The organism is Klenkia terrae (assembly GCF_037083865.1).
Lineage (GTDB): Bacteria > Actinomycetota > Actinomycetes > Mycobacteriales > Geodermatophilaceae > Klenkia > Klenkia terrae.
On record NZ_JBAPLV010000001.1, the window covers coordinates 148,876 to 163,035 of the forward strand.

General features: G+C 75.2%; 14 protein-coding genes. 12 read left to right on the forward strand and 2 right to left on the reverse strand.

Translation table 11 applies throughout. The features are described 5' to 3' along the window. Window positions 1–78 precede the first annotated feature (78 nt). From UXQ13_RS00755 to UXQ13_RS00770, 4 genes are all read left to right on the forward strand, one after another. The gene (locus UXQ13_RS00755) at window positions 79–828 is read left to right on the forward strand and encodes an ABC transporter permease (RefSeq protein WP_225234419.1); all 750 of its coding nucleotides are present in this window, start codon (window positions 79–81) and stop codon (window positions 826–828) included. Next, window positions 825–1,589, forward strand: a complete 765-nt coding sequence (locus UXQ13_RS00760) for an ABC transporter permease (protein WP_336391617.1) — start codon at window positions 825–827, stop codon at window positions 1,587–1,589. The genes UXQ13_RS00755 and UXQ13_RS00760 overlap by 4 nt, the downstream gene beginning before the upstream one ends. Before the next feature lie 127 nt (window positions 1,590–1,716). Beyond that, entirely contained in the window at window positions 1,717–2,709 is a 993-nt protein-coding gene (locus UXQ13_RS00765; protein ID WP_336391618.1) for a glycine betaine ABC transporter substrate-binding protein, read from the forward strand. Between the two features lie 264 nt (window positions 2,710–2,973). Beyond that, complete coding sequence (locus UXQ13_RS00770; RefSeq protein WP_225234422.1) at window positions 2,974–3,969, forward strand: glycine betaine ABC transporter substrate-binding protein; 996 nt, start codon at window positions 2,974–2,976, stop codon at window positions 3,967–3,969. A gap of 79 nt (window positions 3,970–4,048) precedes the next feature. Here the strand turns inward: UXQ13_RS00770 and UXQ13_RS00775 are convergent, their stop codons facing one another. Beyond that, window positions 4,049–4,654: a DUF1684 domain-containing protein gene (locus tag UXQ13_RS00775; RefSeq protein WP_225234423.1), complete on the reverse strand. Its 606-nt coding sequence runs from the start codon at window positions 4,652–4,654 to the stop codon at window positions 4,049–4,051. An 85-nt stretch (window positions 4,655–4,739) separates the two neighbouring features. Here UXQ13_RS00775 and UXQ13_RS00780 point away from each other — a divergent pair, with 85 nt between their 5' ends. Then, window positions 4,740–5,957: a DUF6779 domain-containing protein gene (locus tag UXQ13_RS00780; RefSeq protein ID WP_225234424.1), complete on the forward strand. Its 1,218-nt coding sequence runs from the start codon at window positions 4,740–4,742 to the stop codon at window positions 5,955–5,957. 3 nt (window positions 5,958–5,960) lie between these two features. On the opposite strand, the gene UXQ13_RS00785 is transcribed toward UXQ13_RS00780, so the two are convergent. Further along, window positions 5,961–6,761, reverse strand: coding sequence for an SDR family oxidoreductase (locus UXQ13_RS00785; RefSeq protein ID WP_225234425.1), 801 nt, complete (start codon window positions 6,759–6,761; stop codon window positions 5,961–5,963). A 233-nt stretch (window positions 6,762–6,994) separates the two neighbouring features. Between UXQ13_RS00785 and UXQ13_RS00790 the strand changes: the two genes are divergently transcribed. From UXQ13_RS00790 to lysS, 7 genes are read left to right on the forward strand one after another with little or no spacing between them, the layout of a single operon-like run. After that, window positions 6,995–7,930, forward strand: a complete 936-nt coding sequence (locus UXQ13_RS00790; protein WP_336391619.1) for a Rossmann-like and DUF2520 domain-containing protein — start codon at window positions 6,995–6,997, stop codon at window positions 7,928–7,930. Beyond that, the gene (gene panC, locus UXQ13_RS00795; protein WP_225234427.1) at window positions 7,927–8,781 is read left to right on the forward strand and encodes a pantoate--beta-alanine ligase; all 855 of its coding nucleotides are present in this window, start codon (window positions 7,927–7,929) and stop codon (window positions 8,779–8,781) included. Before UXQ13_RS00790 ends, panC begins: the two co-directional genes overlap by 4 nt. Before the next feature lie 8 nt (window positions 8,782–8,789). Further along, window positions 8,790–9,218, forward strand: a complete 429-nt coding sequence (gene panD / locus UXQ13_RS00800; RefSeq protein WP_336391620.1) for an aspartate 1-decarboxylase — start codon at window positions 8,790–8,792, stop codon at window positions 9,216–9,218. Continuing rightward, window positions 9,215–10,900, forward strand: coding sequence for an L-aspartate oxidase (locus UXQ13_RS00805; RefSeq protein WP_225234429.1), 1,686 nt, complete (start codon window positions 9,215–9,217; stop codon window positions 10,898–10,900). The genes panD and UXQ13_RS00805 overlap by 4 nt, the downstream gene beginning before the upstream one ends. Then, window positions 10,897–11,817: a carboxylating nicotinate-nucleotide diphosphorylase gene (gene nadC / locus UXQ13_RS00810; RefSeq protein ID WP_225234430.1), complete on the forward strand. Its 921-nt coding sequence runs from the start codon at window positions 10,897–10,899 to the stop codon at window positions 11,815–11,817. The genes UXQ13_RS00805 and nadC overlap by 4 nt, the downstream gene beginning before the upstream one ends. Next, window positions 11,814–12,605, forward strand: a complete 792-nt coding sequence (locus UXQ13_RS00815) for a type III pantothenate kinase (RefSeq protein WP_225234431.1) — start codon at window positions 11,814–11,816, stop codon at window positions 12,603–12,605. Before nadC ends, UXQ13_RS00815 begins: the two co-directional genes overlap by 4 nt. A gap of 22 nt (window positions 12,606–12,627) precedes the next feature. Beyond that, window positions 12,628–14,133 (forward strand): lysine--tRNA ligase, encoded by a 1,506-nt coding sequence (gene lysS / locus UXQ13_RS00820; RefSeq protein WP_225234432.1) that lies wholly within the window; start codon window positions 12,628–12,630, stop codon window positions 14,131–14,133. Window positions 14,134–14,160: the final 27 nt, after the last annotated feature.

Genomic DNA, 14,160 nt, shown 5'->3' on the forward strand with positions numbered 1-14,160 from the left:
CCTGACCAGCGTCAGCGGTGGTGGTGCCGGCAGCGGTGGCAGTAGCGTCCACGCGGTGGCCTTCCTGGTGAGCGCTCGGTGAGCGCAGCGAGCGGTATGGCGGTGCTCGCGGTGGACGCGGCGCCGAACCCGTGGTTCAGCTCCTCGTGGGTGGTCGACAACTGGAGCACCATCATGCCGTTGTTGATCCAGCACATCAGGTTGACCGTCGTCTCGGTGCTGATCGGCGCGCTCATCGCGTTTCCGCTGGCCCTGCTGGCGCGGCGCAGCCGGTTCCTGACCGGGCCGGTCCTGGGGCTGTCGACGCTGGTCTACACGATCCCGTCGCTGGCCATGTTCGCCTTCCTGGCGCCGTTCACCGGCCTGTCCGAGACCACCGTCGCGGTGGGCCTGGTGCTGTACTCGCTGGTGATCCTGGTGCGCAACTTCCTGGCCGGTCTGCAGGCCGTGCCCGCCGACGCCGTCGAGGCCGCGCGCGGCATGGGCTACGGCACCGGCCGGCTGCTGGCGAAGGTCGAGATCCCGCTGGCGCTGCCCTCGATCATGGCCGGCCTGCGGATCGCGACGGTCTCCACCGTCGCGCTGGTCACCGTGGGCGTCGTCGTCGGCCAGGGCGGGCTGGGCCAGATCATCATCGTCAACGGCTTCAGCGCGAACTACTACCGGCCGCCGATCGTCTTCGGCACCCTCGCCTGCGTGGTGCTCGCCCTGGTCGCCGACCAGCTGCTGGCCCTGCTGGAGCGGGTGCTCACCCCCTGGAACCGCACACCCACGGCCGGCCGCCGCGCCGCCGCGACCCCCGCCGAGACCGTGGAGGTGGCCGCGTGAGCGTCATCGGGGACGCCGTCCTCTACCTCAACGACCCGGTCAACTGGACCCGCCCGCGCGGGATCCTCGACCTGGCCGGCCAGCACCTGCAGATCGCCGGCCTCGCGCTGGGCATCGGGCTGGTCATCGCCGTCCCGCTGGCGGTGGTGCTCGGGCACACCGGTCGCGGCGGCGCCCTCACCGTCGGTCTGGCCAACGTCTCCCGCGCGGTGCCGACGCTGGCGATCCTGACGATCTTCGCGGTGACCCCCATCGGGTTCACCATCTGGGCACCGGTCATCGCGCTGGCCGTCTTCGCCATCCCGCCGATCCTGGCCAACACCTACGTCGGCTTCCGCGAGGTCGACCGGGACGTCGTGGAGTCCGCCCGGGCGATGGGCATGAGCGAGCGCCAGGTGGTGCTGCGGGCCGAGCTGCCCCTCGCCGTCCCGCTGATGATGACCGGCATCCGGACGGCGGCCGTCCAGGTCGTGGCCACCGCGACGCTGGCCGCGCTGCTGGGCGGCGGCACCCTCGGGTCGGTGATCCGGACCGGGTTCGCCCGCCAGGACAACGGGGTGGTCATCGCCGGCGCGCTGCTGGTCGCGCTGCTGGCGCTGCTCACCGAGGTGCTGCTGGCCGTGGTCACCTGGGTGGTCACGCCCGGCCAGAAGCAGCTGCCCTTCACCCGGGGCCGCTCCCGCCGTCCGGTGGACGAGCCGGTCGACCTGCCCGCCGTCGACGGCCGCGACGAGCTGGTCGGGGCCGGCACCCGCACCTAGGTCACAGCTCGGCAACGGTGCTTTGCACAGGTCGGGCGGGGCGAGTTCAGTTGTGAGCTGCGGGAGTCCTCCCGCCAGACACGCGTCGCCTCCAGACCTGGGGGCGCGGGACACAGAAGGCGGACCCATGCGCACCAGCGCCCGCACAGCAACCATCACGTTCGCCGTCGCCACGGTGCTCGCCACCGCCGCCTGCGGGGAGTCCGGCTCCTCGGGCACCAGCACCGGCGGGGGCGGCGAGGCCTCCGGGGAGGCCTGCGCGCCGATCGCCGGCGACCAGCTCGTCGTCCTCGAGGACGACAAGGGCCTGCAGGCCGTGGACAACATCATCCCGGCCATCAACTCCGCCTACGCCGGCAGCAACCCCGGCGTGCTCGACGTGCTCAGCTCCATCTCCTCGGTGCTGACCACCGAGGACCTGGTGGCGCTGAACTCCGGCGTGGACATCGAGCGGAAGTCCGCCGAGGACGTCGCGGCGGCCTACGTCGAGGAGCAGGGCCTGGGGGCCGACGCCGCGGCCGGCACCGGCACCGTGCGGGTCGGGGCCGCGGGCTTCACCGAGAGCCAGATCCTCGCCAACGTCTACGCCGACACCCTGACCGCCGCCGGCTACACCGCCACGGTGCAGACCGTGGGTCAGCGCGAGACCTACCTGCCGGCCCTCCAGAGCGGCGAGTTCGACGTCTTCCCCGAGTACGTGGGCACGCTGACCGAGTACCTGGACGGCAACCCCGACGAGGCCGTCGCCAGCGCCGACCTGGACGCCACCGTCGAGGCGCTCCGCCCGCTGGGCGACGCGGTCGGCCTGACCTTCGGCGAGCCGGCCGAGGCCGCCGACGAGAACGCCTTCGCCATCACCACCACGCTGCAGGACGAGCTGGGCGGCATCACCACGCTGTCCGAGCTGGCCGACGCCTGCTCCGACGGCTCGCTGGTGCTCGGCGGCACCCCGGAGTGCCCGACGCGGCCCTTCTGCCAGCCCGGCCTCGAGGAGACCTACGGCTTCACCTTCGCCCAGGTGAACGACTACGACCTCGGTGCCCCGACGAACAACGCCCTCAAGCAGGGCGAGATCTCCCTGGCGCTGGCCCTGTCCACGGACCCGGTCTTCGCCCAGTAGGAGAAGGACCTGGCTGCCCCCCACGACGCGCTCCGCACGCCGCGGGTCCCTGCAGCCAGGCCGTTCCAGCACGTTCGTCGAGGCGGGCACCCGGACGGGGTGCCCGCCTCGCGGCGTTCCCGGGGGCTAACGGTTCGGTCACGGTGTCCCGTGGGATTTGCGCTGGTCAGGGCGCACAGGGTTCGCTCAGGAGCCGCGGGACACCTCCCGCCGGACACGCGTCGCCCCCACGTCCGGGGGCGCGGGACACAGAAGGCGGACTCCATGCGCACGCGCGCCCGCATCCTCACCACCACGTTCGCCCTCACCGCGGTGCTGGCCACCGCCGCCTGCGGTGAGTCCGGCTCCTCCGGCAACGGCGGGGGCGGCTCCGACGGCGGCCAGGCCTCCGGCGACACCTGCGCCCCCATCGCCGACGACCAGCTCGTGGTGATGGAGGACGACAAGGAGCTCCAGGCCGTCGACAACATCATCCCGGCGCTGGTGACCTCCTACGCCGAGGCCAACCCCACCGCGATCGAGGCGCTGAACACCGTGTCCTCGGTGCTCACCACCGAAGACCTCGTCGGCCTGAACGCCGCCGTGGACGTCGAGCGCCAGAGCGCCATCGACGCCGCGGCCGCCTACGTCGAGGACAACGACCTCGGCTCGGGCGTCACCGGCAGCGGCGCCGTCACCGTCGGGGCCGCCAGCTTCACCGAGAGCCAGATCCTGGCCAACGTCTACGCCGGTGCGCTGAACAACGCCGGCTTCACCGCCACGGTGCAGACCGTCGGCCAGCGCGAGGCCTACCTGCCCGCCCTGCAGGCCGGTCAGTTCCAGGTCTTCCCGGAGTACGTGGGCACGGTCGCCGAGTACCTGGACGGCAACCCCGACGAGGCCGTCGTCTCCGGTGACCTGGACTCCAGCGTCGAGACCCTGCGCAGCCTGGGCACCCCCGCCGGCCTGACCTTCGGCGAGCCGGCCGAGGCCGAGGACAGCAACGCCTTCGCCATCACCAAGGCGCTGCAGGACGAGCTGGGCGGCATCACCACGATGTCCGAGCTGGCCGAGGCGTGCTCGGACGGCTCGCTGATCCTGGGCGCCACCCCCGAGTGCCCGACCCGGCCGTTCTGCCAGATCGGGCTCGAGGACGTCTACGGCTTCCAGTTCGCCTCGCTCGGCGACTACGACCTGGGTGCCGCGACCAACCAGGCCCTGATCCAGGGCGAGATCTCCATGGCCCAGGTCCTGTCCACGGACCCGATCCTGGCCCAGTAGCGCACGGGACAGTCTGGAACGGCCCCCTCGCAGGGACCCACGGCGTGCGGAGCGCGTCGTGGGGGGCGAGGGGGTCCTTCTAGTACCAGCCGCCCTCGGGCAGCTGCTCGCCGGCGGCGACGACGGCGGCCACCCGGTTGCCGGCCTGGGGGAGCGGGCAGGACCAGCGCGGGTCGTAGGTGCAGCTCGGGTGGTAGGCGAAGTTGAGGTCCACCACCAGCCGGTCGCCGTCCCCGCCCAGGTCGGCGCCCTTGACGGTGTCCAGGAGGTAGCGGCCGCCGCCGTAGGTGGTCGCGCCCGAGGAGCCGTCGTGCAGCGGCAGGAAGAGCCCGCCGGCGTAGCCGCGCAGCCACCAGACGTCCAACCGGCCGACCTCGCCGAGGGTCACCCGCCCGATCCGCTCCATCCCCACCACGCCGTCGTCTGCGGTGGGCAGCTCCAGGCGCTGCGGTGCCGCGTCCTCCAGCGGCACGACGAACCGCATCGCCGGGTCGTAGGGGGCGACCGGGATGCCGGTGAACGCCGTCCGCGCCGAGTCCCCCAACGGGGAGTCCGGGTGGTCGGTGAACAGGGCGTCCCGGCCGGCCCGCCAGGTCGCCCAGCCGGCCGCGGGGTCCTCCGCGGCGCGGGCCTCGGCGTAGAGCGCGTGCACCCGGCGGCGCCAGTCCAGCAGCGTTGTGGTCACCGCCCCCAGCCTGCCAGGGGCGGCCCGGGACGGCGACGCGGTGACCGGGACCGGATCGTCACACACGCCCCGTACCCTCTGGCCCGTGACTGGCGGGCCGGGTGACCTGGGGACGAGTGCTCCACGACCGCGACCGCCGGAGTCCCGCCTGTCCCCGGTCGTGCGGATCGCCGGGCTGGTGCTCGGGTTCGCCCTGGCCATCGCCGCCACGCTGGCGGTCTTCCTCACCGACAACGCGCTCTACCTGCGGCTGGCGGTGATCGCGGTCGCCTGGGCCTTCGTCATCGCGGCGTTCTCGGCCGGGCGGCGCAAGACCGACCAGGCCGTCGCCGAGGGCCGGGAGAACCAGCTGCGCCAGGCCTACTCGCTGGAGCTGGAGCGGGAGGTCGCCGCCCGCCGGGAGTACGAGCTGAAGCTGGAGAACCAGCTGCGGCGCGAGACCCAGGAGGCGATGCGGGCGGAGATGGACAAGCTCCGGGCCGACCTGGCCTCCCTCGCCGGTCTGCGCGACCAGCTCGTCGGCCTGGGCGAGCTGCAGGCCGACATGGGCCGGCTGCGGCACGAGCTGACCGAGCAGCTGTCCGGCGAGATGCTCGTCGAGCGGATCGTGATGCGCACCCAGTCCATCCGGATGCCGGCCGAGCGGGCCGAGCTGGGTGCCGCGGGCAGCGACGTCATCGACGGCGACGCCGGCACGGGGTGGACCGGCGCGTCCCGGTCCGCCGAGGACGACCTCGTCGCGCGGGTGCAGCCGCCGCCGGTCCCGTCCGCACCGGACCGCCCGGCCGCGGAGCCGCCGTCGCCGTTCGCCTGGCTGGCCCCGCGGGAGCGCCCGGCCGAGCCGCCGTCCCGGCACGCCAGCCCGACCCAGGACGACCGGGTCGCCCGGCCCGACAGCGCCGCCCGGCACGGCACCGCAGAGCAGCCCGCCGTCGTCCAGGTCCCGGCCCGGACCCCGCCGCCCGTGCAGCCGTCCACCCCGCCGGTCGAGCCCCCGCCGGTCGAGCCTGCTCCGCCGGTCCGGGCCGAGCCGGCCAGCGCCGCTGGCCCGGCTACCGAGCTGTGGGCAGCGCCGGAGGCCGAGGCGGCTCCGCACCGTCGCCGGGCGCCGGAGGAGCCGGCCCCGCCGCCGGCCGAGCCCGAGCACGAGCCCGACGTCTTCGAGACCGCCGGTCACCAGCGGCTCACCGAGATCCTGGCCGAGTCGGGGTCGACCGCCGGCGGCGGTCGCCGTCGCCGTCGCTACCGCGAGGACGACGACCCGGGCGAGGACGACGTCCTCGCCCGGGTGCTCAGCTCGTAGCGGTCAGATCGGACCCTGGGACAGCGCGCCGCCGTCCAGGACGAGGGTCTGGCCGGTGACCCACCCGGCGGCGTCGGAGAGCAGGTAGGCGCCGGCCTCGCCGATGTCCTCGGGGACCCCGAGGCGCCCGACGGGGTACTGCCGGGAGACCTCGTCCTCGCGGCCGGTGAACAGCGCCTCGGCGAACCGGGTCTTCACCACGGCCGGGGCCACGGCGTTGACCCGGATGCGCTGCGGGCCGAGCTCGACGGCCAGCTGGGTGGTCAGGTTGACCAGCGCCGCCTTGCTGACGCCGTAGGCGGCGATGCCCTGGCTGGACTTGAGCCCGGCGACCGAGGCCACGATCAGGATCGACCCGCCGTGCTCGCCCAGCCAGGCGCGGTGCGCCTCCTGCACCAGGCCGAGGGTGCCGACCACGTTGGTGTCCAGGATCTTGCGGAAGGCGTCCAGCGGGGTGTCCAGCAGCGGGCCGTAGACCGGGTTGATGCCGACGTTGCCGACCAGGTGGTCCAGGCTGCCGAAGGTCTCGACGGCGGTCCGCACCGCCTCGGCCCGGTGCTCGGGGTCCGCGGCGTTGCCGGCCACGGCGACGGCGACCTCGGGGCCGCCGAGGGACGCCACCGCCTCGGCGAGCGCGTCGGGCTTGCGGGCGGTGAGCACCACCCGGGCGCCGCGGTCGACCAGCGAGCGGGCGATGGCCAGGCCGATGCCGCGGCTGGCGCCGGTCACCAGGGCGGTCCGGCCGGCGAAGGAGGTCGGGTCGGGGCGGGCGGGCGGCGTCGATGCCGCGGCTGCGTCGGTCACAGCCGCACCGTAGCCATCCCCTCCGCAGCTGCACCGGGTGAGTCAGCACACACCGCCCAGGCGTTGCCGGGCGCGTCCGCGGGTAACACACTCGCCACCGACACGACACCCGCGTGGCACACGGCCGCAGCGGGACCGCCGGGTCGACCGCACCACCCGGGTCCTCGACGAGGAGGCCCCGGCATCGCCGACAAGTCCGGTACCCGTCAGGGACTGGAACGAGAGGTGCACCGATGATGCCGTCCCGCCCTGGTCTGCCCCTGCGCGCCGCAGCCCCGAACCCCGGTGCCCCCGCCCGCCTGCGCGTCGGCGTGGTCGGAGCCGGCCGGGTCGGCTCCGTGCTGGGCGCCGCGCTCGCCGCCGCCGGCCACGAGGTGGTCGCCGCCGCGGGCCTGTCCGCCGCCTCCCGGGACCGCGCGCAGCGCCTGCTGCCCGGCGTCCCGCTGCTGCCGGCCGACGAGGTCGTCGCCGCGGCCGACCTGGTCGTCCTGGCCGTGCCGGACGACGCCCTGCCGGGGCTGGTCGCCGGCCTCGCCGAGACCGGCGTCTGGCGCCGCGGCCAGCTGGCCCTGCACACCTCCGGCGCCCACGGGCTGGCCGTCCTGGCACCCGCCCAGGCCGTCGGCGTGCTGGGCCTGGCCCTGCACCCGGCGATGACGTTCTCCGGCGGCCCCGAGGACCTGGACCGCCTGGTCGGCACGCCCTTCGGCATCACCAGCCTGGTCGAGCACCGCGCCGTGGCCGAGACCGTCGTCCTGGAGATGGGTGGCGAGCCCTTCTGGGTCGCCGAGGCCGACCGCGTGCTCTACCACGCAGCGCTGGTCACCGGCGCGAACCACCTGGTCACGCTGGTGGCCGAGGCCGCGGACCTGCTGCGCGCCGCCGGCGTGGACGCCCCGGCCCGGGTGCTGGGTCCGCTGCTCACCGCCGCCCTGGACAACGGGCTGCGCCGCGGCGACGCCGGGTTGACCGGGCCGGTCAGCCGGGGTGACGTCGGAACCGTGGCCGGGCACCTGGCGGCGCTGGCCGAGCGCGCCCCCGACGCCGTCGCCGGGTACGCCGCCATGGCCCGGCGCACCACCGAGCGGGCGCAGGCCGCGGGCCGGCTGCGGGCGCACGAGGCCCAGCCGCTGGTCGACCTGCTCGACGGGGTGGAGGTCCCGTCGTGACGACGGCCGTGGCGGAGACCGCCGCGGAGCTGCGCGAGCTGCTGGCCGGGCTGCCCGGCCCGGTGGTGCTGGTGCCCACCATGGGCGCGCTGCACGAGGGCCACCGCACGCTGGTCCGGCACGCCCGCTCGCTCGGCGGCAGCGTCGTGGTGTCGGTCTTCGTCAACCCGACCCAGTTCGGCCCCGGCGAGGACTTCGACCGCTACCCGCGCACCTGGGACGCCGACCTGGCCGCCCTGGCCGAGGAGGGCGCCGACGTCGTGCTCCACCCCGGCGTCGACGAGGTCTACCCGGCCGGCGCCGTCGGGGTCACCGTGCACCCCGGCCCGCTCGGCGACGTCCTCGAGGGCGCGGTCCGGCCCGGGCACTTCGCCGGCGTGCTGACCGTCGTGGCGAAGCTCTTCGGCCTGGTCCGGCCGGACGTCGCCGTCTTCGGCGAGAAGGACTACCAGCAGCTCACCCTCATCCGGGCCATGGCCCGCGAGCTTGCCCTGGGCGTGCAGGTCGTCGGCGTCCCCACCGTGCGGGAGGACGACGGCATGGCGCTGTCCTCGCGCAACCGGTTCCTCGACCCCGCCCAGCGCACGGCCGCGGCGGCGCTGTCGGCCGCGCTGCGGGCCGGTGCGGCCGCCGGCCCGCAGGGGGCCGCCGCCGTCCTGGCCGCGGCCCGGGCCGTCCTGGCCAGCGCCCCCGACCTGGTCCCGGACTACCTGGCCCTGACCGACCCCGACCTGGGCGCCGAGCCCGGCCCGGGACCCGCCCGCCTGCTGGTCGCCGCCCGCGCCGGCAGCACCCGTCTGATCGACAACACGGCCCTCGACCTGGGGACCGAGCTGGGAGGCCCCCGATGATGCGCACGATGCTCAAGTCCAAGATCCACCGGGCCACGGTCACCCAGGCCGACCTGCACTACGTCGGCTCGGTGACCGTCGACGAGGACCTGTTGGACGCCGCGGACCTGCTGCCCGGCGAGCAGGTGGCCATCGTCGACGTCACCAACGGCGCGCGGCTGGAGACCTACGTCATCCCCGGCGAGCGCGGCTCGGGCGTGATCGGCATCAACGGGGCCGCCGCGCACCTGGTGCACCCGGGCGACCTGGTCATCCTGATCAGCTACGGGCTGGTGGACGACGCGGAGGCGAAGTCCTACCTCCCGCGGGTCGTGCACGTCGACGGCGCCAACCGGGTCGTCGAGCTCGGCGCGGACCCGGCGACCCCGCCCCCCGGCGTGGCCGGCAACGATCTCGTCCGGGGCGACGTGGTCCGGGGGGATACGGTCCGGCGGTGACGCTGGCCGGCCCGGTCGTGGGCCCCCCTCTCCTGACCAGCCTGCCCGTGCGGCTGGCCGCACAGGCCCCGGGCTGGGAGCTGACCGCCGACGTCTGCGTCGTGGGCTCCGGGGTGGCCGGGCTGTGCGTCGCGCTGCACGCCCGGGCCGCGGGGCTCTCGGTCGCCGTGGTGACCAAGGTCGAGGTGGACGACGGGTCGACCCGGTGGGCCCAGGGCGGGATCGCCGCGGTGCTGGCCGAGACCGACTCGGCCGCCGCGCACGCCGCGGACACCGAGACCGCCGGCGTCGGGCTGTGCGAGCCGGCGGCCGTGCAGGCGCTGGTCACCGAGGGACCGGACCGGCTGCGCCAGCTGATCGGCTGGGGCGCCGCCTTCGACCGCGGGGCCGACGGGCACCTGCTGCTGACCCGCGAGGGCGGGCACCACGCCGACCGGATCGTGCACGCCGGCGGCGACGCCACCGGCGCGGAGGTGCAGCGGGCCCTGCACGCGGCGATCACCGCCGACCCCGGCATCACGCTGGTCGAGCACGCGATGGTGCTGGACCTGCTCACCGACGGCGCCGGCCGGGCCGCCGGGGTCACGCTGCACGTGCTGGGGGAGGGGACGGCGGACGGCGTCGGTGCTGTGCGCGCCCGGGCCGTCGTGCTGGCCACCGGGGGCATGGGGCAGGTCTACGCCGCGACCACCAACCCGTCGGTGTCCACCGGGGACGGCGTGGCCCTGGGGCTGCGGGCCGGCGCGGTGGCCACCGACCTGGAGTTCGTGCAGTTCCACCCCACCGCGCTCTACCTGGGCCCGGACTCCCGCGGGCAGCAGCCGCTGGTGTCCGAGGCGCTGCGTGGGGAGGGCGCCCTGCTGCGGGACGCCGCCGGCGAGCGGTTCATGGTCAGCGTCCACCCGCTGGCCGAGCTCGCCCCACGCGACGTCGTGGCCAAGGCCATCACCCGGGTGCAGCTGCGCGACGGCACCGACCACGTCTTCCTCGACGCCCGGCACGTCGAGGGCCTGGCCGACCGGTTCCCGACGATCGTGGCGCGCTGCCGGGAGGCCGGCATCGACCCGGTCACCGAGCTGGTGCCGGTCACCCCGGCGGCGCACTACGCCTCGGGCGGGCTGGTCACCGACCTCGCCGGGCGCACCACCGTGCCCGGCCTCTACGCCTGCGGCGAGGTGGCCTGCACCGGCGTGCACGGGGCCAACCGGCTGGCGTCGAACTCCCTGCTGGAGGGTCTGGTGTTCGCCGGCCGGATCGGCGCGGCGCTGGCCGCCGAGCTGCCGGTGCCCGAGCCGGTGCCGCCGGCGGTCGCGCACCTCGACGGCCTGCTCGACCCCGCCGCCCGCGGTCGGCTCACCGCCACCATGTCCGCCCGGGTCGGTGCGCTGCGCAGCGGCACCGGCCTGGTCGTGGCCGCCGGCGAGCTCTCGGCGATCGCCGGGCTGCTGGGCACCACCGAGCCCGGCGTCCCCGCCTGGGAGGCCACCGACCTGCTGACCGTGGCGACCGCGCTGACCGCCGCGGCCGGCGCCCGGGAGGAGACGCGCGGCTGCCACTGGCGCGAGGACCACCCCGACGCCGAGGACGCCTGGCGGGTGCACCTGGACATCCGGCTGCACCCCGACGGCTCGCTGCAGCTGACCCCCCGCCCGGTCGGCGCCGCCCCGGAGGTGCACTGGTGACCGCCGTCCACCCGCGGGACCCCCGCGACCTGACCGGCACCGGCCTGGACGAGGCCTGGGTGACCGACCTGGTCGAGCGCACCCTGGCCGAGGACCTCACCGGCGGCTCGCCGCTGCCGCACGCCCCCGACCAGGCGGTCGCCCACGACGTCACCAGCGCGGCCACCGTGCCGGCCACCCAGCGCGGCACCGCCGACCTGGTTGCCCGGGCCGACGGCGTGGTCGCCGGGCTGCCGGTGGCCGCCCGGGTGTTCGCCCGGCTGTCCCCGTCGGCGTCGATCACCGCCGGCGCGGCCGACGGCGACGTGGTCCGCCGCGGCGACGTCCTGCTCACCGTCTCCGGCCACGTCCGGGCGCTGCTGGCGGCCGAGCGGTCGGCGCTCAACATCGCCAGCCGGGCCAGCGGCATCGCCACCGCCACCCGGGCCTGGGTGGACGCCGTGGCCGGGACCGGCGCGGTGGTGCTGGACACCCGCAAGACCACCCCGATGCTGCGGCCGCTGGAGAAGTACGCCGTGCGCTGCGGCGGCGGCTCCAACAAGCGCATGGGCCTGTACGACGTCGCGATGATCAAGGACAACCACGTGGCCGCCGCCGGGTCGGTGGCCGCCGCGGTCGCCGCCGTCCGGGAGCGGGCACCCCGGGTGACGGTGCAGGTGGAGGCGGACACCGTCGGGCAGGCGGTGGAGGCCGTCGAGGCCGGCGCTGACTTCCTGCTGCTGGACAACATGACCCCCGACGTCCTGCGCGAGGCCGTCGCCGCGGTGGCCGGCCGGGCCGAGACCGAGGCCACCGGCGGGCTGACCCTGGCCGTCGCCCGCGAGGTCGCCGCCACCGGCGTGGACTACCTGTCGGTCGGGGCGCTCACGCACAGCTCGCCGATCCTCGACCTCGCGCTGGACCTGCGGCCGGCATGAGCCTCCTGTGCGTGGACGTCGGCAACAGCCACACCGTGCTGGCCACCTTCGACGGCGACCGGGTGACCGGCTGCTGGCGGGTGCGCACCCAGCCCCGGGCCACCGCCGACGAGATCCAGCTGCTGTGGCGCGGCCTGCTGCGCGACGTCGAGGTCACCGGGGTGTCGGCCTGCTCGACGGTCCCGCAGCTGCTGCCGGTGCTCCGCCAGCTGCTGGACCGCCTGGACGTGCCGGTCACCCTCATCGGGCCCGGCGTGCGCACCGGGGTGCCGCTGCACGTGGACAACCCGCGCGAGGTCGGCGCCGACCGGGTGGTCACCGCGCTGGCCGCCCACGAGCTGCACGGCAAGCGCCCCGACGGCACCGGCCGGCCGGTGGTCGTCGTGGACTTCGGCACCTCCACCACCGTGGACGCCGTCGGCCCGGCCGGCCAGTTCCTCGGCGGCGCCATCGCCCCGGGGGTCGAGGTGTCGCTGGACGCGCTGGCCGCCCGCGCCGCCCAGCTGCGCTCGGTGGAGCTGACGGTCCCCACCAAGGCGATCGGGAAGAACACGGTCGCCGCCCTGCAGTCCGGCGTCGTCCTGGGGTTCGCCGGGCTGGTCGACGGCCTGGTCGACCGGGTCGCCGCCGAGCTCATGGCCTCCTTCGGCGTGGGACCGGTCGTGGTCGCCACCGGCGGCCTGCACCCGCTGGTCGTGGACAGCTGCCGGTCGGTCGGCGAGCGGGACCCCGACCTCACCGTCCAGGGCCTGCGGCTGGCCCACGAGAAGCACCAGTCGACCCGCTGAGGCACCTCCGTAGGCTTGCCCGGTGACCGACGGCCCCCCTGAACCCCCGGACGACGAGCTCCCCGAGCAGCTGCGGGTCCGCCGCGGCAAGCTCGACCGGCTGCGCGCCGCCGGCGTCGAGCCCTACCCGGTGTCGGTGCCGCGGACGACGTCGCTGGCCGCCGTCCGCGAGGCGCACCCCGACCTGGACGCCGACGTGATGACCGGGACGACGGTCGGGGTGACCGGGCGGGTCATCTTCAGCCGCAACACCGGCAAGCTCTGCTTCGCCACCCTCCGCGAGGGCGGCACCGAGCTGCAGGTGATGCTCTCCCGCGACCGGGTCGGCGAGGACGCCCTCGCCGCCTGGAAGGCCGACGTCGACCTCGGCGACCACGTGCTGGTCACCGGCGAGGTGGGCACCTCCCGCCGCGGTGAGCTCTCGGTCTTCGCCGACTCCTGGCAGCTGGCGGCCAAGGCGCTGCGCCCGCTGCCGGTGGCGCACAAGCCGATGAGCGAGGAGCTGCGGGTCCGCCGCCGCTACGTGGACCTCATCGTCCGCGACGAGGCCCGGCGCACCGTGCACCAGCGGGCCGCGGTGAACGCCGCCGTCCGCGCCGGGCTCACCACCCGCGGCTACCTCGAGGTCGAGACGCCGATGCTGCAGGTGGTGCACGGCGGGGCCACCGCGCGTCCGTTCCGCACCCACATGAATGCGTTCGACCTCGACCTGTACCTCCGCATCGCGCCGGAATTGTTCCTCAAGCGCTGCATCGTCGGCGGCCTGGACCGGGTCTTCGAGATCAACCGCAACTTCCGGAACGAGGGCGCCGACTCCTCGCATTCACCGGAGTTCGCCATGCTCGAGTTCTACGAGGCGCACGCGGACTACCAGGACATGGCCACCACGACGCGCGAACTCGTGCAGGAATCGTGCGCGGCATTGTTCGGCGACCACGTCGCCCGGCACCACGACGGGACCGAGGTCGACCTCGGCGGGGAATGGCCGCAGGTCTCCCTGTACGGGATCACCTCCCAGGCGCTCGGCGAGGAGATCACCCCGGCCACCACCGTCGACCAGCTGCGCGCCCACGCCGCCCGGGTCGACCTGGGCGTGGACCCCGCCTGGGGCCACGGGAAGCTGGTCGAGGAGCTGTTCGAGGCGCTGGTCCAGGACTCGCTGCAGGACCCGACCTTCGTCATGGACTACCCGACCGACACCTCGCCGCTGACCCGGGCGCACCGCAGCACGCCCGGGGTCGCGGAGAAGTGGGACCTCTACATCGGCGGCATCGAGCGGGGCACCGGCTACTCCGAGCTGGTCGACCCCACGGTGCAGCGCGAGCGCTTCACCGCACAGGCGCTGCTGGCCGCGGCCGGGGACCCCGAGGCGATGGTGCTCGACGAGGACTTCCTCGAGGCGCTCGAGTACGGCATGCCGCCCACCGGCGGCGTCGGCATGGGCATGGACCGGCTGATGATGACGCTGACCGGACTCGGCATACGCGAGACCATCCTGTTCCCATTGGTGCGACCGATCACCTCCTGAGAATGGATCCACCCCGTTGGGGCGGGA